Here is an 18,214-nt window from a genome sequence, read left to right on the forward strand (position 1 = left end):
AAGTTGGAGTTAGAACTGGTAATGCCGGAATTTATTTATAAAGCATATTAAAACACATAACAAATGATATTTAATCTTTTAAGGCAACAGCGCGGAAAGGAACATAAAGATGGGCAAAGATTCAAAGAAAGAGGGATTACCTAAAGAATACCTGGAATTAGTAGAAATCTGGAAGAACCAGGCGTATGAGCCCCTGGAGACAGACGCTTTACATTCTATTGTATCCAATCCGGGCATTCAACTGATATTTAGGAGTGCTCCCGTTGTATCATTTGTATTCGATTTACGCACGCAGGAATTCGTATTCATCAGCAGCAACACGCAGGAGATTTTTGGCTACGACTCCATGTTATTTACTGACCATGGGCAGAACTTTATTAATAAAATCAGGCATCCTGAAGACTTGGTAAATACCTGGAAGTTATTGAAAAGAATCTGGTGTTTTATCATAGATGTTCCACCTGCCAACCGGGCCCAGTTCAAGTTTAACCTTGACTATCGTGTTATCAAACCAAATGGGGAAGCGGTAAGAATTTTGGAACAAATAGCGGTGTTGCAACAAGACAGCAAAGGTAATATCACGCACATCTTAGGAATCTGTAACGAGATTACAAGCTGGAAAAAGAGTTGCCAGCAAATCGCTTCTGTCACTTCCACAGTTGATCATTCTGTTATTTTCTATACTTCCGATGAACTAGAAAGCCAGCCGCTCCGGGCAGTTTTGAGCAAGCGGGAATTGGAAATAGTAAAATTGCTGGCACAAGGACACAGCAGCAAGTTCATTGCCGACAAACTTTTCATCAGTTTCCATACGGTAAATACCCACCGCCAGCACATGATTGAAAAGACGAAAACTAAGAACACAGGCGAGCTGATACAATTTGCATCATCACGTGGTTTGACACTATAAATACTGAAAAATCAGTATTGATAAGCCTTTCGACTAAGCTTAGCTTTGGTTGTTCTTTGAATGTGAAAGATAAGAGTTGAAATAATGGCTGAAAACCATTAGCAGAGGCAGACTAAGCTTCAAGCAAGAAGTAGCATATACTTTGATTCTCCCACAAGAAGCAATTTGTGCAGCAAATTGCTTCTGTGATATCGACTTCTAATGGGACTTGTTTCTTCTTTTCAATTTATGATGATGAAAATATCAACCTGATTCTATGCTTTTCTAAGCGAAAATTAAAGATTGTAAAATTGACGGCTGAGGGGTACAGTAGCAATATCATTGCAGATAAACTCTGTATTAGCTTCCATACAGTTAATACACACCGTAAAAAAATTATAGAGAAGACACATAATACGCAAACAGGTGGCCTTATACAGTTTGCCATCTCTAATAGCCTTATATAATAATACTGAAATACTGAATTATCAGTATTGGATAAAATTCTAAAGAATCATCACTTTTATCAAGCAATTCCAAGAATCAAATTAGTCGTGTACTAGCTATACGTACTAAAAAGCACAAAATACATAATCAAAAATGTAATGTCTACACATAAAGTATTAGTAGGGGGTATGTTAAAAGTAGGGGTATGTTAAATTTCTTTTTTGCGCAATAACTTGTTATAAACGGGCTCTGAAGAATATGTTCTCAAACTAATCTGCAGCGTTACGTGGCGTTGAAAAGTTACAATAAGTTCCTTCTATGCCTTCTGCTGCAGAGGACATGCTTTTGTTGTGATTTGTATATAGGTAAGTGTAAAAAAATTTAAAAGCAGAATATGAATGTTGACAGTTTAACCACATTAATCACAGTGGTATTAGCTATTAGTTTAGCTGGTGAGAGATTAGTAACAATTATTAAAACGTGGATTACATGGCTTGCCATAGAAAAAGTAACAAACACTGGTGAAGTTGACTTAGCAAATGATAAAATAAGAAGATTTATTGTGCAAGTCTTATCAATTATTGCTTGTTGGTTAACTGCAAGCTTTATAAATGATGGCTCCTTTAGACCTAATAGTGAGGTTTTGATAGGCGGAAAGGAGTTTCATGTATTTTTATTAGGGCTATTGGCAAGTGGCGGGTCCGCCTTTTGGACAAATATTTTAAGTTATACCAAAGCAGTAAAAGATATAAAAATTCAGCAAAAAGCTTATGAGAGATTATATTTTAATGGAAGATCCGCACCAGTAGGATCAACTGTAGCTGCGCCAGCAGGTACCACTGTACCTGCGCCGACACGTGCGACTGTGGCTACAACGGCAGGTGCTATTGTGCGGAGTGGTGGCCAAGCTCGACCAAAGTTTGAATGGAGTAAAGCTCTTACTTAGAAAGAATGAAGTTTTATTCAAATATTAATTCATAACCAATCACTGAAATTATGAAAGAGCAGCAAGAAAACATACCAATGAGAGAGTTGCCGGTTCAAAAGCCAAACGAAGCTAAGAAAGCGCAGGATAGGAGTATTGGCCGCTACTTTTGTGCATTGCATGAAAGGCCTGCTCGCGTTTTTGCTCCTGGTGTTACCAGTGGACGGCAGTCACTTATAAATCTATTAAGTAATAAGTGGGTCAGTGGCACAGTTCTTCATTATTATTTTTTTGACCGAGATACTGATGGACAAAATGTCCAATTTACAGATGGAACTACAGAGTGGTTCAGTTGGGTTGGTGCGGAAGCTCAGAAAGAGGTAGTACGTGCTGCATCCAAAATCTGGGAAAGTGTGGGCATTGGAATTGAATTTAGGGAAGTTTTTGACAGGGAAGATGCTGAAATACGGATTGGCTTTATGCAAGGAGATGGGGCTTGGTCATGGCTGGGTAGGGAAATACTGGAACACGGACCAAATATACGCACTATGAATTTTGGATGGGATTTAACCCAACGTGGAGAAATTGATACCGCCATCCACGAAATAGGTCATACGCTTGGTTTTCCACACGAACATCAAAACCCAAAAGCAGGTATTATATGGGATGAAGAAGCTGTATATGAGGCTTTGGCGCAACCACCAAATAATTGGGATCGAGATACCACATTTTGGAATATTATCCGGAAACTTCCTTCTAACGAAGTTGAAGGCACAACTTGGGATCCTAATTCTATCATGCATTACCCATTTGAGAAAGGTCTTATTAAGAAACCCGATGAATATGCCATAAACGGTTTAAGACCTGCAGGAGGGCTTTCTGCTAAGGATAAAAGTTGGGTTAAAACTCTTTATCCTACCGTTCATAAAACGCATAATGCAGTTAAGGAACAGCTTATGCCATCACAATCGGTGTTGCTAAAATTGTCAGCCGGAGATCAACGTAACTTTACTGTTCTACCGCAAGAAACTCGTTTTTATAATTTCCAAACTTTTGGAACATCCGACTCTATTATGGTTTTGTTTGAGGATGAAAATGGAGAATTACGCTACCGAACAGGAGATGATGACAGTGGTCAGGATACTAATGCTTTTTTCAAGATAAAATTAATCAAAGGACATAAATATCTACTACGGATTAGAATGTATTTCAATGATCGACCGCAAGAAACGGCTGTAATGATGTGGTAATTGCCTTATAGAATATATTATAGAGGAATTATTCTAATATTTCTGCAAACTGTTTATCAGTGTCCAAGGATTCTAGGCATCAAAAATCCATTTCTTATAGGCATCATAAAAGATATCGTTTTCCTTTGATACGTTGCCAATTAGTTAAGCTAGGACATGGGAGCGTTAAAGCCTGGAGTCTAGCTCAACTGGGGATGATGGCTGCACCGCCAACTCAATTACAAGAGTGGTCTTGGATAATTCGGCAATACCAATTATTCAATTATATACCTATTAATATCATTGTAAAAAAAGTTTAGTACCATGGCACATTTAAAAAGATTAGCAATACAAATTCTTGCCAATAGAGGGTATTTGAATGTAACAGATGACATATTTTTAAGAAACAGAGATGTTGATGAAATAGCTAATGATTTAATAGAAAATTATAAATACCTTCAAAATAAAACTGAAATGTCTAACGATGAGGTTATAGAACAGATAGTTTTTAGACCAAAATGTGGCAATTCTACATTTGTAAGAAATCAACGCCATTTAATTCATAATGAAAATATTCTAAGATTTGCTAAATCATCTGGGTATAAATTTAATTTATCTAGCTTAGGAAATCCCCCTGTTATAAGCTATTCTATAAAGAACTATTATCCACAAATACATAAAGATGATATTGAACAAGCAGTAAGATACGCATTTGATGAGTGGGAACAATTTATACCAATCAGCTTTAGAAGAACTAATCCAAATGAAAACTCTATTATAAAATTAAGTTGGGAGCAGAGAAATCATAATTGTGTATTAAAATTTGACGGTAGAAGAACCGGCAGAGGAAATTCAGTTGCACATGCTGGATATCCAGATATCCATTCAAGTATTTTTGGACAAATACATTTTGATTACGATGAAATTTGGTCTGTCAACCCAAGAAATGATATGGAGATTGATTTGCAAAGTGTAACTCTGCATGAAGTTGGTCATATACTGGGTCTTGAGCATAGCCTTATTGAAGGGGAAGTTATGTATGAGGATTATATAGGTATTAATAGAAGGCTCACTATGGATGATATTCAAAGTATAAAAGATTTGTATAATCTAAGGTCAAGAATATTTTTCACATAGAAAAATATTTTAACAAGTTACAGAAGCTAAATTATTATACTGTATGAAAAAAGCCTTATATCATGCTTTATTATTAAAAGTTATATCAATAAATATAATTCTAATATCATCTTCTTATGTAAATGCACAGGAAGTAGACGATTTTATTAATTCGAAGAAAGTAGATAGATATATTTTTCTATTCGAAGGAAAAGATAATAATGGTAATTCTATTTTAAATTACATAATAGATGGTAAAAAACCTGCCGTTCCGCTTTCCGATACTACTTACCTTACCTTTACTGGAGGCAAAAGTAACATGAAGGAGTTGGTAGTATATTTACAGCCTATTAACCCGCTTCAACGTTTATATACAATAACAACAAATGAGTTTAATGATCCTATAGCAGAAGAATTCGGTAATGCTCTTATAGATTTAAGAAAAGTCTTTGCACCATTTGCAGTAGAACCTATGGGAGCAAACAATGGATGTAGTGGCATTACACAAATAAAGGCAAAAGTAGATAGCATTAGTATATTAATCAATAATACCAAGAGTGAAGCTTTCATAAAACCATTTCAAGAAATGAAGGAAATTTCATTCTTGTCACAAGCCAGTGTTGAAAGCGGGATGAAAGAAGTTAATAATAAAGTGCAACCATTAAATACGAATAATTTATTACTGCTTAAATATATACATATTACTCAGAAGCTTATAGAAGAAATTGATTGTAATAATAAAGGTTTAGACTTAGCATTGAAAGTTGCTTTGACTCAGTATTTACAAACTGCGAATACTATTGCAAATGAAAGAGCCTCTAAAATCTCCACATTAGACAAGGCATATAAATTGGTTTTAGATGAATATAATAAAATAAAGAACGATTTAAATACCCTTTATGATGATTATCCTTGGTCAATAAAAAAAGTTTACCCATTAAATAAAGGTAAAATTTTCGAATTCAGCGTTGAAGTTTCTGATGCTGGTTATGCGTTATCTGACGATGGAAAGTCTTTAAATACCGAGAATAATGTATTGAAGAAACATGTTATAAGGGTATGGCTTAATAAAGCAAAGATTTTTCTTGCAGTTACACCTGGTTTGGCTTTTACCAGATTATCATTTCCAAAATATGGTGCTATAACTGATGCTAGTGGTCAGATGCATGTTTCTGAAGAAAATTCCGCAGAGGTTTTCAAAGTAAATTTTGCTGCTATGATGAATATTCATTTCAGTGTTGGTGATGATATGTTTTTCCCAGTATTACAATTTGGTGCGGGACCAATAGCTGAACGTCCCGCTCTTTTCACAGGGGGGGGATTTGTGTTTAGAAATTTTTCTGTGAATTATAAGAATTCCTATTTCGGGCTTTCCTACGGCAATGTATTTTTATGGAATCAGGAACTCAAAACTAAAGAGCCTGGTGATCTAGTTTCAAGTGTTGATGAGCTCAACAATGACTTAGAATGGCGTATAAAAGATGGTTTTAATCCTTATTTAGCAATTACTTTCAAATTTTGAGCTTTTACTTTAGTAATTTCAGTCTATACCTAAATGAAATACATTTGGAATTGCAATAGTTTACTGGAGGCTTATTATTAGGCAGCAATACTTTGATGGTTCACCCATTCTTCATACTGGCAAGGGGTCAGGTAGCCAAGCGCTGAATACCTCATTGTCCTGTTGTAGAAACCCTTAATGTATTCAAAGATGGCTAGCGAGGCTTTGTGCCTTGTGGCAAAGTTATTGTGGTAAACCATTTCTGTTTTCATCGTCTTAAAGAAGTTCTTTGCCACTGCATTGTCCCAGCAATTTCCTTTCTGGCTATGCTCTGCACTACCGGCATCCCCTCCAATTGCTCGCGGAAAGCACTGCAGGCATACTGCACGCCTTGGTCAGAGTGAAACAAAAGGGAGTGGAATGGGGGCCTGTTCTTGATGGCCATCTGCCAGGCAGCCACAGTGGTTGTCTCCGCCTCTTATAGAGATTACTATTGAGTTCAGATATTTTTATCCTTCATGAAAGAACTCTAATAGATAGAGCTATTCCAATGATCGTTATTAGATCCGAATCGCTTCTTTGCCTCATCTTTATAGAAAGGAATAAACTGCGTGTTTAATTTTTGTGTGAAGGAATCCATATTGGCCATTATGTACCTCAATTTGGCGCTTTGTACTTATGTTTTCTGCAAGTGCTTTTGTCTCCTTGTTGTGCTCTTTATCTAAGAAAGCCTTTGGGTTATCATAAATATACAGACTTAGAAATTCACAGTGTTAGCTTTCCTTTTTTTGGATGGGGTATCGGAGGGGAATAATCTAAGTACAGCGTTTGTCAGCCTTTCGATATCGGTTTATCTCTTAGTTTAACCTTTGCCATTTGATAGTGCTACTGTGGGTTTAATATTTGGTTAATCTCCTCTTTGGGTACGTAAGCATAAATTCCATTCTTCTGCTTAGGAATTTGATTTCGGTTAATCAGCACATGAAGGGCTCTATCTGAAATATTGTAAATCTTTTATACCTATGAAAGGGTGTAGCAATCATCAATTGAGATTTGTACGCTGGCTGATTTTATTTTGTTAGTTACTAGTGGCTGACTTTGCTCGAAAAGTTTATCAAGATTAGCGCGCTTCAAAATAGTTCGCCTCCCAACTTTTATAGCCGTCAGCTCATTTACCCTTATAGCTCTCCAAATAGTCCATCGGCTAAGGCCTAATAGCTGACAAGTTTCTAATATACTCAAAAACTCTTTAGCCTACAGTTCTACAAGTGGCATTATTTTAACAGCTTTAGTCTGTTCGTTACTTGCTTCGATATTAATCTTCTTCTGCTTTGCTTTGTAGGCCCGTTTAGCACAGTTGTCGCTGCAGTATTGGGTTACTGTTGTTTTAGCAATAAAGTCGCTACAGCAGTGTTGGCAGACTCTTTCTATTCTTAAATTAGAACTCATGTTGCTGTTTGTTGCAAAAGGGAGCTTCAAGTTGCATTATGTTGCAAAATTTCTCCATTAAAATATTCGAGGTACAAATAAATAAAATGAGGTACATGTGAGATACAAAAGTAGTAATAATGAATTTACAAGCGAGCATTATCAAATAGCCCTTAAGGATACTAAAAAAGCCCTTTAGAAGGTTTAAAGAAGCTTTTGTGAATATTCGATATGTATTCGTTGTGACTGTTTACTTCCCAATACAAAACTTGGTAAAAATATTATCCAGCAAGTCTTCCGTTGTTATTTCCCCCGTTATCTCACCCAGGCTATAAAGTGCGCGGCGGATGTCGGCGGCTATTAGGTCGCCGCTCATACCTGAGGAAACGCCGTGCAGCACATCGTCCAGGGCAGCGTAGGTTTTGTGCAGGCTGTTGACGTGACGGAGGTTGGTGACGATGGTCTGGTTTTGGGTGTTGAGTTTGCCCAGGTTCACTTTCTGAACCAGCGCCAGTTTCAGCGCATCCAGGTTGGCGCCTTCTGCTGCCGAAATCTGCAGCACACCGTCAATACTGGCAAAAGCAGCGAGCTTCTCCGGTGAGGCTTGGTCTATCTTATTGGCCACGGCAAGCAGGGGGCGCTTGTCCGGATTCAGCTTGTGTAGCTCGGCCTGAACCTCGGCAGCCGTCACTTCGGTGATGTCGAACAGGTAAATAATCAGGGCGGATTGATTGAGTTTCTGCATGGTGCGCTCCACACCCAACTTTTCTACCTTATCCGTTGTCTCGCGCAGGCCGGCCGTGTCGATAAATCGGAAGGTGATGCCTTCGATGCTGATTTCATCCTCGATAAAGTCGCGGGTGGTGCCGGGCACATCCGATACGATGGCTTTTTCTTCGTTCAGCAGCTTGTTGAGCAGCGTGGATTTGCCGGCATTCGGCTTGCCCACGATAACGGTCGGCACACCATTTTTGATGACATTGCCCAGCTCAAAGGATTTTAGCAGCTCCCGGATGACCTGCTGGATGTTGCCGATAAGCCTGCGCAATTGGTCGCGGTCGGCAAACTCCACGTCTTCTTCGCCGAAGTCCAGCTCCAGCTCTATCATCGAAGCGAAATGCACCAGTTCGGCACGCAGCCGCTTGATTTCCTGCGAAAAACCGCCGCGCATCTGCTTCATGGCTACTTCGTGCGAGAGGGCAGAGTCGGAGGCGATGAGATCGGCAACGGCTTCGGCCTGGGCCAGGTCGAACTGGCCGTTCAGGAAAGCACGTTTGGTGAACTCGCCGGCATTAGCAAGGCGAGCTCCTTTTTTCAGGAGCAGCTGCACGATCTGCTGGACAATAAAGTCGGAACCGTGGCACGAGATCTCTACTACGTTTTCTTTGGTATAGGAATGCGGCGCGACAAACAGTGATACCAGCACTTCGTCCAGCACCTTGTCCCCATCACGGATGGTGCCGAAATGGATGGTATGGCTGGCCTGCTCTGCCAGGTCTTTGCCTTTAAAAACATTGTTCGTCAGGGAAATGGCTTCAGGGCCAGAAAGCCGGATAACGGCAATAGCGCCTGTGCCGGACGCTGTAGCCACGGCCACAATGGTATCGGTCGTATGGAACTGGTTTGTCAAATCGAATTAGGTTATTCGCTGCGCAAATTTACGGATTAAATAGTGATAACCATGTAGGGACAGGTCGCGACCTGGCCAATCGTTGCTGTTCAAGCGTAGCCTTTTTCTACATTTTTTCAAACTCGTCAAAGTTCATTTCCTTGTAGTGGTTGCCGCCAAAGTAGCGTAAAATTTGCGAGAAGGCAGGCGCATCCATAAAGCCCGGCACCGGTGTGAGCATCTTCATCTCTTCATCCAGGTACACGGTTGTCGGGAAACTGAGCTGCCCGTTGAGCAAAGCCACCGCCAACTCATGCGATTTATATTCCGGGTTATATTTAAAGGTGTGCCCGTTCAGGGTGATAGGTTCGGTTCCTTCGGCATCCAGCTTCACGGCATAATAATGCGCGTTGACATAAGCAGCCACTTCCGGGTCGGCAAAAGTAGTTTTGTCCATTTTCTTGCACCAGCCGCACCAGTCGGTATACACGTCTATCACGATTTTGCGCGGCTCCAGCTTTTGTTTCGCAGCGGCTTCCTCTATCGTAAGCCAGTGGATGGGCTCTGCTTTTATACTTGCCTGTGCTGTGGCGGCCCCTGCTTTTTTTGCCGCAGGATCTGTTGCAGTCGTTGTAGCAGGCGCGTTGGCTGTAGCGGTATCGTTGATTTTGCAACCAGATAAAGTAAGTGTTGAAATAATAGCAGCAGCGAAAAGGGTGTTTTTCAGCATTGATTTAAATTAAGGGAAGTATGGCTTTCGATTTCAGTTGAAAGGTAAACATCAACAGGCACAATTAAAATTCCAATTATAAGATAAGTTCAAGATTTGGATATTCTGCAAGGCCCAGCTAGAAACTTCTAATGTGGTTATCAAGCTTCTAGATCAGAGTTAAGATGGAGAGATTTCTGGACATAAAATAACTTGGTAGAAAAGGCAGCAGCAAAATTAGAACTTTAAGATTTATAGCTGGCTTTTCACCTCGCCGGCGCGGCCTTACTTTTCTTCTTGATAAGAAAAGTAAGCAAAAGAATCAAGAAGCTTCAAACTCACTGAACGCTCGAACAGTGAAGCTTCATTAAGTGCACCTGGCAAATATTGCTTTGTTATAGCCTGCTTCTTTTAAGTCAACTTCTTTGTAACTCAACTTACATCATTAACTATAATGCTATGAAAACATAGGAGTTAATACGCAGGGACCAATATTAACAGCCCTAAGAAAGCTCCTCTGGACAAAAGCTTTCATTTATACTATCAGCACCGGGATTTTGACGGCGTGGCGGACGGATTCGATGGTGGTGCCGAGTATCAGGTCTTTCATCATTTGATGACCGTGCGAGCCCATCACCAGCAGTTCGGCCTTATAGGTTTTTACTATTTTGGGGATGCTCTTTTTGGGATTGCCGAAGCCCAACTGATACGATACATTATAGCCTTTGCTGCGCAAGTCATTAGCATAACGCTCCAGGTTAAGCCGATCCGAGTCTGTTTCAAAATCATGTATTTCCTGGCCCATCACCATGGCCCCGGCCGTCTCTACCACATGTATCAGCAGGTACTCCGCACTGGCGGTGCCGATAGCCAGCGCATTATTGATAACCTGTCGGTCTGCTCTGGAGAAATCGAGGGTGATGGCGATTTTAGCGTAAACCGGTTTTGCCAGCGGCTCGTAGCTGACGGGGCGGAAGTGGGCGGCCACAGGCTGCGGGTGGCGTGCCTTCAGGACAAGGGGCTGGAACGTAATATACAGCAGGAGCAAGATGCAGGCCACAACAATAGGAACAACCGTAAGCCACAGCAGGAGCGGGTGTGCCGTTGTTTGCAGCCAGCCGGAAATTTCTTCGAAAACAAGGTTGGCGTTCAGCGTCACAATGGTGGCAGCGGCTAGCCAGGCACCCAGCTTTGCCCATTTGCCGGCGGCAAACTCGCCCATGCGCTCTTTGTGGCTCACAAAATGGATGAGCGGAATCACGGCAAAACCGAGTTGCAAACTAAGTATAACCTGGCTTAGCACCAGCAGTTCGCCGGTCTTATCTTCGCCAAAGTACAGGATAACGAACATAGCAGGCAACACCGCCAGCAGGCGCGTAATCATGCGGCGCAGCCAGGGCTGAATGCGCAGGTTCAGGTAGCCTTCCATCACAATCTGGCCAGCCAGTGTGCCGGTCAGTGTGGAACTCTGGCCGGCGGCAATAAGGGCTACGGCAAACAGTACGGGCGCCCATTTGGTGCCAAGCAGCGGCGCCAGAAATTTGTGGGCATCCTTGATCTCAGAAACAGTATAGATGCCGTTTTTGTAGAAGGCTGCCGCAGCCAATATAAGTATAGCTGCGTTTACAAACAGGGCGAGGTTCAGGGCAATGGCCGAGTCGATGTTGTTGAATCTGATGGCTTTGCGGATGCCGTCGGAGGTGCGCTCGATTTTGCGCGATTGCACCAGCGAAGAATGCAAATATAAATTATGCGGCATTACGGTAGCGCCGATAATGCCGATGGCAATGTATAAGGCGCTGCTGTTGGGTATGGAAGGAATGAACCCCTGCACCAACTCACCCATATCGGGCTTTGCAAATATCATCTCCAACACAAAAGCACCGCCGATGATAGTAACCAGCACTAGTATAAAGGCTTCCATCTTGCGCATGCCCTTGTTTATAAGGAAGAGGAGCAGGAAGGTATCGAAAACGGTAAGGCCCACGCCCCAAATCAGCGGCAGGCCGAACAGCAACTGCAGTCCAATAGCCATACCCAGCACCTCAGCCAGGTCACAGGCGGCAATGGCAATTTCGGCGAGCAGGTATAGCGGTATGTTGACAAATTTAGGATAGGCCTCGCGGGAGGCTTGTGCCAGATCTTTGCCCCGCACTACGCCCAGCCGGGCACTCAGGCTCTGCAACAGGATGGCCATCAGGTTCGACATCAGCAGCACCCAGAGCAATGTGTAACCAAACTGGCTGCCACCGGCAATGTCGGTGGCCCAGTTGCCAGGGTCCATGTACCCGACGCTGACCAGGTAAGCCGGTCCTAAAAAGGAAAGCAGCTTTTTCCAGAAACCAGTATGGGCGGTTGTATCGATAGAGGAATGGACTTCGCCCAGCGATTTACCGGAGACAGAGGCCTGTTTTAGCAAGTTCATAAGTAGAGAATACAGGTATCATCATCGTAGATATAAGGTTGCTTCTGTTGCTTTATAACAGGTAATCATGGCTTTATACTTTGCGATGAAAGCGGTAAAGTATGATTCGCCCGCCGGTGTACAGTATACTTGCCTGCCAAATCAGGGAATACTCCTGCTTAAGCAGACAAGTATATGTTGTTCGATACTTCACTGGATACAAGTATGGTGGTGCCGCCTTCAATATGTATCTCCATCGAGCTGTCATACAGCATCTTGTCTGTTACTTTCACTTTGCTGCCCAGCGAAATTCCTATTTTGTCCAGGTACTTCAGAAAGTGCGGCTGCGAATCGTTTACGCCAACCACGGTGCCTGTTTCTGCTATATCCATAGCAGCCAGCAGCTTTTGCCTGGGCTGGTTTATTTCGCCGGTCTCCGACGGAATCGGGTCGCCATGCGGGTCAAACCTGGGATAACCCAGAAACTCGTCCAGCCGCTTTGTCAGCAGTTCGGAGGTAACGTGCTCCAGCTCTTCGGCTACCTCGTGTACCTCATCCCAGTTAAACTGCAGCTTGTCTACCAGAAAAACCTCCCAGAGCCGGTGCTTCCGGATTACCTGCAGCGCTACCCGTTCGCCGGCTTCTGTCAGGGTTACGCCGCGGTACTTTACGTAATGCACCATGTTTTTGGCGCTGAGCTTGCGCAGCATATCCGTCACCGAAGCAGCCCTCGTATCCAAAGCATCGGCCAGGGCGTTGGTGCTCACTTCCTGCGCCCCGTTCGCCGACAGCTTGTAGATGGTTTTGATATAGTTCTCTTCTGTGAAACTGTACACCTTTTTGAATTTTGAATGAGTGAATAACTGAATGACTGAGTAAAGAATTTTGAATAACTGAATTTTGAATAATTGAATGTAAAACTGAGCGATAATCTCTCCAGGGTATTCATAATCGTTTTGTATTCAGTCATTCAGTCATTCAGTTATTCAGTTATTCACTCATTCAAAATTAAACTTACCACCGGATGAGCGCGGAGGCCCAGGTAAAGCCGCTGCCGAAAGCCGCCAGGCATACCAGGTCGCCTTCTTTGATGCGCCCTTCCTCTACAGCCTCGCTCAAGGCAATAGGGATAGAGGCGGCCGTGGTGTTGCCATACTTGTGTATGTTGCTGAAAACCTTTTCCGCCGGCAATCCCATTTTCTGCTGGATATAGGAGGTGATGCGCAGGTTGGCCTGGTGCGGAATCAGCATATCAATGTCTTCGGGTTTGTAGTTGTTCTGCTGCAGGGCTTCCTGTATTACTTCCGGGAAGCGCGTTACCGCATGCTTAAAAACCGTGTTGCCGTTCATGTAAGGGTAAATAGAGCCTTCGTCGATCATCTCGTGTGTGAGGCGCTCGCGTTTGTTGCTGCCCGGATCGATGGTGGCCAGCTCTTCGGCAAATTCGCCGTCGGCATGCAGGTGCGTGGATAGAATGCCTTTGTCGTTGCTTTCAGAAGGGGAGAGCACCGCAGCGCCCGCGCCATCTCCGAAAATCACGGAAACACCACGACCACGTGTTGAGAAGTCGAGCCCGCTGGAATGAATTTCCGAACCAACTACCAGCACGTGGTTGTACATACCGGTTTTGATAAACTGATCTGCCACCGACAAGGCATAAACAAAACCGGAGCACTGGTTACGCACATCCAGCGCCGGAATCTCTTTTATCCCCAGTTCACGTTGCAGGAGCACGCCCGATCCCGGGAAAACATAGTCGGGACTTAAGGTGGCAAATACGATCATGTCCAGGTCTGTCGCTTCCAGTCCGGCCATTTTCAGGGCTTTGCGGGCAGCTTCAGCGCCCATATTCGAGGTAGTGTCTACGCCCTCCTCAAAATAGTGGCGCTCTACAATACCCGTGCGCTCCCTGATCCACTCATCAGAAGTCTCCATTATTTTCTCCAGGTCTTTGTTGGTCACGACCCGTTCCGGAACATAATGGCCTACACCAGCAATTTTTGAATTTCGCATCTTGTAAGGGGGTTAATGGTTCAAATATAAGTAATTTAGGTTAGTCTAAAAATATTTTTAACAAAATGTATTTCTGATTTAGATAAGCAGGTTATTAATAGCCTGCAATAATTTCTGTTCCTCCAGGTTCCAGTATACATCACCCGGAATCCCTGAAGTATAAAATTGCTGTTGTTGCAAATCTTTCAGCAGTGCTGCGGCATTGCAGGCTGTAAAATTTATACTTAGTCCGGCTGCATGTTCCGCTATAATAGTATGCCATGTCGGGTTTTGTTGTACGATTATGGGCAGCGCATGTGCCATGTATTCGTACAATTTTGTCGGGATGCAGCGGAAGGTGCTTTCATTAGGCTGATAAGGTAATAAACCTACATCACTCTGCTGTATCTGCTGCACAATTTGTTGGTGCGGTACCAATTTGTCGCCGCCTGCCAGGTGTAAGTATGGTTTACGGGTTGCCAGTTCTTTTACTTTTTGCCACGTTTCTTTCCTGGGACTGTAACCGATGATGGTGAGCGTGGAGCCGGGCCGCAGTTGCTGTATCGTATCTGCAAAAGCAATTGCATCAAATACGCCATAAATTTCTGAAATGGTACCGGAATACAGCAGGCGCAGTGGCCCCTGCGGTAAGGTAATGGGCGTGACCGGCAAAGAATACGTTGCCTTTGGTTTATACTTGTTTTCAATTAAGGTATAATCCTGTTTCAGAAAAGGCAGATCCTGCAGATAGCTTCGTTCCGCCACCAGGTAATGATCTATACTTCCTGCTGCCGCATTTTCTATACTTCTCACACCGGCGGCCATCAGGTGCTTTAAACCGGGACGATAATTATGCTGTGCCGTCAGGTTGAGAGTATAGTTTTCCTGTACATCATACACCAGTTTGCACTTATACCTGCGCGCATAATACATACTTGGCAGTAGCAGCTCGTGGGTGCAGGCAATAATCAGGTGAGGTTTGAGCCGGCGTAACAGCCTATAGTATAACCACTGCGCTTTGGCCCGGCCGAAGTGCAGCCGCTTAAATCCGAAGACAGGGTGGAAGTATATATTGGGCGGCGCATCTACGGGTATGGCCGCTTGGAATCCGCAGAGATGCACCTGTGCCTGGGGCAGCCTGCACAACGACAGGCCCAGTTTTTCATACATGCGGACCTCGTTTACGGGCTTGAGCAGCGAAGCTAAGAGGATTCTCTTTTCAGACATTGGCTAAATTTAATACTTTTATGCTTTATTTTGCATGAACTAACTATGGATATGACGCAAAGACAAATAATTGAACAGGCCTGGGAAAACCGGGAACTGCTGCAGGAAAGCAATACCATTGAGGCAATTCGTGCCGTGATCGAAGAACTGGACAAAGGCACCCTGCGCGTAGCTGAACCGAAAGGGGAGGAGTGGCAGGTAAACGAATGGGTGAAGAAAGCGGTGCTGCTATACTTCCCGATTCAGTCGATGAAGACCATTGAGGTGGGCCCGTTTGAGTTTCATGACAAGATGCTGCTGAAGCGCAACTACGCACAGCTGGGTGTACGCGTGGTGCCGCATGCGGTGGCGCGTTACGGAGCTTTTCTGGCCAATGGCGTGGTGATGATGCCGTCTTATGTAAATATTGGTGCTTACGTGGATGCGGGTACTATGGTAGACACCTGGGCAACGGTGGGCAGCTGCGCGCAGGTAGGCAAACACGTGCACCTGAGTGGCGGCGTAGGCCTGGGTGGTGTGCTGGAGCCGGTGCAGGCAGCCCCCGTGATTATAGAAGATGGCGCCTTTATCGGATCAAGAAGTATACTGGTAGAAGGTTGCCGTATTGGCAAAGAAGCAGTAATTGGTGCCGGCGTAACCATTACGGGCAGCTCTAAGATAATTGACGTAACGGGCAGCGAGCCGAAAGAATACCGCGGTTATGTGCCGCCGCGTTCGGTGGTTATACCCGGTTCCTATACAAAGAAATATCCGGCAGGCGATTTCCAGGTGCCCTGTGCGCTCATCATAGGCCAGCGTAAGGAAAGCACTGATCTTAAGACTTCCCTTAACGATGTACTGCGCGACCACGCGGTAGCGGTGTGATTGATCGTTGATCGTTTTTCGTTGCTCGTTGATCGTGTTTCGGGAAGTATAGGGGCGTAAAGCTTCTGTTGCTCCTTTCTGTCATCCTGAAAGGATCCTGGTTGAAGAGAGGTTAAACCTTTGCTATGGGCAATGAAGATGCTTTCATGATGACTGGAAAAGATAGATTAGCTGCAACTCTATAACTATTAGAGGAGAGTAGTTCTTAGTCTCTGGAAAGTATAAATTGTAGATTATACTTTATCGAAAAGCCTCTGCCGATCAACCGGCAGAGGCTTTCCTTAATATATATTTCCGAATGACGAAGAACGATCAACGAAACACGATAAACTACTTCCTGAACCTGTCTGCTACCACCAAATCTTTGGCGCCGTTAGCCCAGGAGTAGAAGCCTTGACCAGACTTAGCGCCTTTGTGGCCGGCCTGCACCATGTTTACCAGCAGCGGGCAGGGGGCATACTTTGGATTCCCGAATCCGTCGTGCAGCACATGCAGGATAGAAAGGCATACATCAAGCCCAATAAAGTCAGCGAGTTGCAGCGGGCCCATCGGGTGCGCCATCCCTAGCTTCATAATGGTGTCTATTTCCGTTACACCGGCCACGCCTTCAAACAAAGTATAAATGGCCTCGTTGATCATCGGCATCAGGATGCGATTGGCGACAAAGCCCGGGTAATCGTTTGCCTCGGCCGGCACTTTGCCCAGTTGCTTTGCCAGTTCTACTATTTGCTTTGTTACTTCATCAGACGTGGAATAGCCGCGGATAACTTCCACCAGCTTCATCACCGGCACCGGATTCATAAAGTGCATCCCGATTACCTTATCCGGCCTATCGGTAACAGCAGCAATTTTAGTGATGGAGATAGACGATGTGTTCGAGGCAAGTATAGCTTCGGGCTTGGCAAACCTGCTCAGGTCACGGAAAATATTGAGCTTCAAATCTACGTTCTCGGTGGCAGCTTCCACAACCAGATCCACGTCCTGCACACCCTGCTGCATATTGGTAAAAGTAGCGATGTTGCCAAGCGTTGCAGCCTTCTGCTCTTCCGTCAGGTTGCCCTTGGCGATAATGCGATCCAGGTTTCTGGAGATGGTGCCGAGGGCTTTCTGAAGCGCCTCATCCGAAATATCTATCAGTGAAACAAAAAAGCCATTTTGGGCGAAAACGTGCGCAATGCCGTTGCCCATGGTACCGGAGCCTATAACTGCAACTTTTTTCATGTAAGATGGTGATGTGTTTGAGAATGCAATACAAAATTAGCAGAAATAACCTAACATGGCGGCCCACGCCACAGGCTCTTGGAAGACTTCAATTTGGGAACTAAGCCTAATATGTTAATCTTATGCAACTTACATCCTGAAATTGATAAGCGGGAGCGTATAAAGCAAAAAGGAGCAGCGAGGCTGCAAGCAGCTAAAAAATCTATAACTCAGCAAGGTGTGGCAGGCAAAGGGGCAAAGCAGAAGGCAGTATAGTAGGAGCGATCGAGCCTATTGCTACAAAAATATACTATAATATAAACCCTTTAAAATATAGATCCGTAAAAGCTAAAAATTAAAAAATACAAAAGCATTTAATGCTAACAACCGAAGGCCAGGTTTGTTTCCGGCCATCTTCAGAAGCATGAAAATGTATAAAAAACAAAAGCTCTAAACTTAAAACTATGGGAAATATACTTTATGTCATTGCAGTTATTTTAATAATCTTCTGGCTGATTGGTTTCCTGGGTTTCCCGGATGCCGTTGGTGGGATTATTCACGTACTGCTTGTACTGGCTATTATTGCAATTGTGCTGCGCCTGATAAGACGCGCCTGATTGCCGCCTGACGCTTCTTTAACAACAACAAACACAGAACACTTAAACAAAATAAAA

General features: G+C 43.7%; 17 protein-coding genes. 8 read left to right on the forward strand and 9 right to left on the reverse strand.

Annotation, left to right across the window (positions count from 1 at the left end; genetic code table 11):
- Positions 1–109: 109 nt before the first annotated feature.
- The 6 genes from I2I11_RS21295 (at position 110) to I2I11_RS15655 (ending at position 6,128) form a co-directional block, all read left to right on the forward strand.
- Entirely contained in the window at positions 110–910 is an 801-nt protein-coding gene (locus I2I11_RS21295) for a LuxR C-terminal-related transcriptional regulator (protein WP_230680339.1), read from the forward strand.
- Between the two features lie 185 nt (positions 911–1,095).
- The gene (locus I2I11_RS21585; protein ID WP_370582989.1) at positions 1,096–1,356 is read left to right on the forward strand and encodes a response regulator transcription factor; all 261 of its coding nucleotides are present in this window, start codon (positions 1,096–1,098) and stop codon (positions 1,354–1,356) included.
- Positions 1,357–1,730: 374 nt separating this feature from the next.
- On the forward strand, positions 1,731–2,282 hold the full coding sequence (locus I2I11_RS15640) for a hypothetical protein (RefSeq protein ID WP_196268669.1): 552 nt from the start codon (positions 1,731–1,733) through the stop codon (positions 2,280–2,282).
- A 50-nt stretch (positions 2,283–2,332) separates the two neighbouring features.
- Positions 2,333–3,511 (forward strand): M12 family metallopeptidase, encoded by a 1,179-nt coding sequence (locus tag I2I11_RS15645; RefSeq protein ID WP_230680340.1) that lies wholly within the window; start codon positions 2,333–2,335, stop codon positions 3,509–3,511.
- Between the two features lie 303 nt (positions 3,512–3,814).
- Complete coding sequence (locus tag I2I11_RS15650; protein ID WP_196268670.1) at positions 3,815–4,627, forward strand: matrixin family metalloprotease; 813 nt, start codon at positions 3,815–3,817, stop codon at positions 4,625–4,627.
- A gap of 43 nt (positions 4,628–4,670) precedes the next feature.
- Positions 4,671–6,128 (forward strand): hypothetical protein, encoded by a 1,458-nt coding sequence (locus I2I11_RS15655; RefSeq protein ID WP_196268671.1) that lies wholly within the window; start codon positions 4,671–4,673, stop codon positions 6,126–6,128.
- Positions 6,129–6,205: 77 nt separating this feature from the next.
- On the opposite strand, the gene I2I11_RS21590 is transcribed toward I2I11_RS15655, so the two are convergent.
- From I2I11_RS21590 to I2I11_RS15695, 8 genes are all read right to left on the reverse strand, one after another.
- Positions 6,206–6,484: an IS3 family transposase gene (locus tag I2I11_RS21590; RefSeq protein WP_370582990.1), complete on the reverse strand. Its 279-nt coding sequence runs from the start codon at positions 6,482–6,484 to the stop codon at positions 6,206–6,208.
- Positions 6,485–7,127: 643 nt separating this feature from the next.
- Positions 7,128–7,349 (reverse strand): excisionase family DNA-binding protein, encoded by a 222-nt coding sequence (locus I2I11_RS21300; protein ID WP_230680341.1) that lies wholly within the window; start codon positions 7,347–7,349, stop codon positions 7,128–7,130.
- A 436-nt stretch (positions 7,350–7,785) separates the two neighbouring features.
- A complete protein-coding gene (mnmE, locus tag I2I11_RS15670; protein WP_196268673.1) occupies positions 7,786–9,165 on the reverse strand; it encodes a tRNA uridine-5-carboxymethylaminomethyl(34) synthesis GTPase MnmE in 1,380 nt (459 codons plus the stop codon).
- A 106-nt stretch (positions 9,166–9,271) separates the two neighbouring features.
- The gene (locus I2I11_RS15675) at positions 9,272–9,874 is read right to left on the reverse strand and encodes a thioredoxin family protein (RefSeq protein WP_196268674.1); all 603 of its coding nucleotides are present in this window, start codon (positions 9,872–9,874) and stop codon (positions 9,272–9,274) included.
- Between the two features lie 514 nt (positions 9,875–10,388).
- Positions 10,389–12,278: an Nramp family divalent metal transporter gene (locus I2I11_RS15680; protein ID WP_196268675.1), complete on the reverse strand. Its 1,890-nt coding sequence runs from the start codon at positions 12,276–12,278 to the stop codon at positions 10,389–10,391.
- Positions 12,279–12,436: 158 nt separating this feature from the next.
- The gene (locus tag I2I11_RS15685; RefSeq protein ID WP_196268676.1) at positions 12,437–13,093 is read right to left on the reverse strand and encodes a metal-dependent transcriptional regulator; all 657 of its coding nucleotides are present in this window, start codon (positions 13,091–13,093) and stop codon (positions 12,437–12,439) included.
- A gap of 178 nt (positions 13,094–13,271) precedes the next feature.
- Positions 13,272–14,270, reverse strand: coding sequence for a 3-oxoacyl-ACP synthase III family protein (locus tag I2I11_RS15690; RefSeq protein ID WP_196268677.1), 999 nt, complete (start codon positions 14,268–14,270; stop codon positions 13,272–13,274).
- 78 nt (positions 14,271–14,348) lie between these two features.
- A complete protein-coding gene (locus I2I11_RS15695; protein WP_196268678.1) occupies positions 14,349–15,476 on the reverse strand; it encodes a glycosyltransferase in 1,128 nt (375 codons plus the stop codon).
- A 51-nt stretch (positions 15,477–15,527) separates the two neighbouring features.
- Between I2I11_RS15695 and I2I11_RS15700 the strand changes: the two genes are divergently transcribed.
- Positions 15,528–16,340: a 2,3,4,5-tetrahydropyridine-2,6-dicarboxylate N-succinyltransferase gene (locus tag I2I11_RS15700; RefSeq protein WP_196268679.1), complete on the forward strand. Its 813-nt coding sequence runs from the start codon at positions 15,528–15,530 to the stop codon at positions 16,338–16,340.
- A 330-nt stretch (positions 16,341–16,670) separates the two neighbouring features.
- On the opposite strand, the gene I2I11_RS15705 is transcribed toward I2I11_RS15700, so the two are convergent.
- Positions 16,671–17,561, reverse strand: a complete 891-nt coding sequence (locus tag I2I11_RS15705; RefSeq protein ID WP_196268680.1) for a 3-hydroxybutyryl-CoA dehydrogenase — start codon at positions 17,559–17,561, stop codon at positions 16,671–16,673.
- Between the two features lie 443 nt (positions 17,562–18,004).
- On the opposite strand from I2I11_RS15705, the gene I2I11_RS15710 reads away from it, so the two are divergent.
- Positions 18,005–18,157 carry a lmo0937 family membrane protein gene (locus I2I11_RS15710; RefSeq protein ID WP_196268681.1) on the forward strand — a complete coding sequence of 51 codons (153 nt, stop codon included), beginning with the start codon at positions 18,005–18,007 and terminating at the stop codon, positions 18,155–18,157.
- Positions 18,158–18,214: the final 57 nt, after the last annotated feature.

The organism is Pontibacter rufus (assembly GCF_015694705.1).
Lineage (GTDB): Bacteria > Bacteroidota > Bacteroidia > Cytophagales > Hymenobacteraceae > Pontibacter > Pontibacter rufus.

Excerpts from the sequence above, each read along its gene's own strand:
- I2I11_RS15640 (WP_196268669.1), top strand. The coding sequence starts at position 1,731 with ATGAATGTTGACAGTTTAACCACATTAATCACAGTGGTATTAGCTATT.
- I2I11_RS15705 (WP_196268680.1), bottom strand. The coding sequence starts at position 17,561 with ATGAAAAAAGTTGCAGTTATAGGCTCCGGTACCATGGGCAACGGCATT.
- I2I11_RS15700 (WP_196268679.1), top strand. The coding sequence starts at position 15,528 with ATGACGCAAAGACAAATAATTGAACAGGCCTGGGAAAACCGGGAACTG.
- I2I11_RS15680 (WP_196268675.1), bottom strand. The coding sequence starts at position 12,278 with ATGAACTTGCTAAAACAGGCCTCTGTCTCCGGTAAATCGCTGGGCGAA.
- I2I11_RS15645 (WP_230680340.1), top strand. The coding sequence starts at position 2,333 with ATGAAAGAGCAGCAAGAAAACATACCAATGAGAGAGTTGCCGGTTCAA.
- I2I11_RS21295 (WP_230680339.1), top strand. The coding sequence starts at position 110 with ATGGGCAAAGATTCAAAGAAAGAGGGATTACCTAAAGAATACCTGGAA.
- I2I11_RS15650 (WP_196268670.1), top strand. The coding sequence starts at position 3,815 with ATGGCACATTTAAAAAGATTAGCAATACAAATTCTTGCCAATAGAGGG.
- I2I11_RS15710 (WP_196268681.1), top strand. The coding sequence starts at position 18,005 with ATGGGAAATATACTTTATGTCATTGCAGTTATTTTAATAATCTTCTGG.
- I2I11_RS15655 (WP_196268671.1), top strand. The coding sequence starts at position 4,671 with ATGAAAAAAGCCTTATATCATGCTTTATTATTAAAAGTTATATCAATA.
- I2I11_RS15675 (WP_196268674.1), bottom strand. The coding sequence starts at position 9,874 with ATGCTGAAAAACACCCTTTTCGCTGCTGCTATTATTTCAACACTTACT.
- I2I11_RS15690 (WP_196268677.1), bottom strand. The coding sequence starts at position 14,270 with ATGCGAAATTCAAAAATTGCTGGTGTAGGCCATTATGTTCCGGAACGG.
- I2I11_RS15695 (WP_196268678.1), bottom strand. The coding sequence starts at position 15,476 with ATGTCTGAAAAGAGAATCCTCTTAGCTTCGCTGCTCAAGCCCGTAAAC.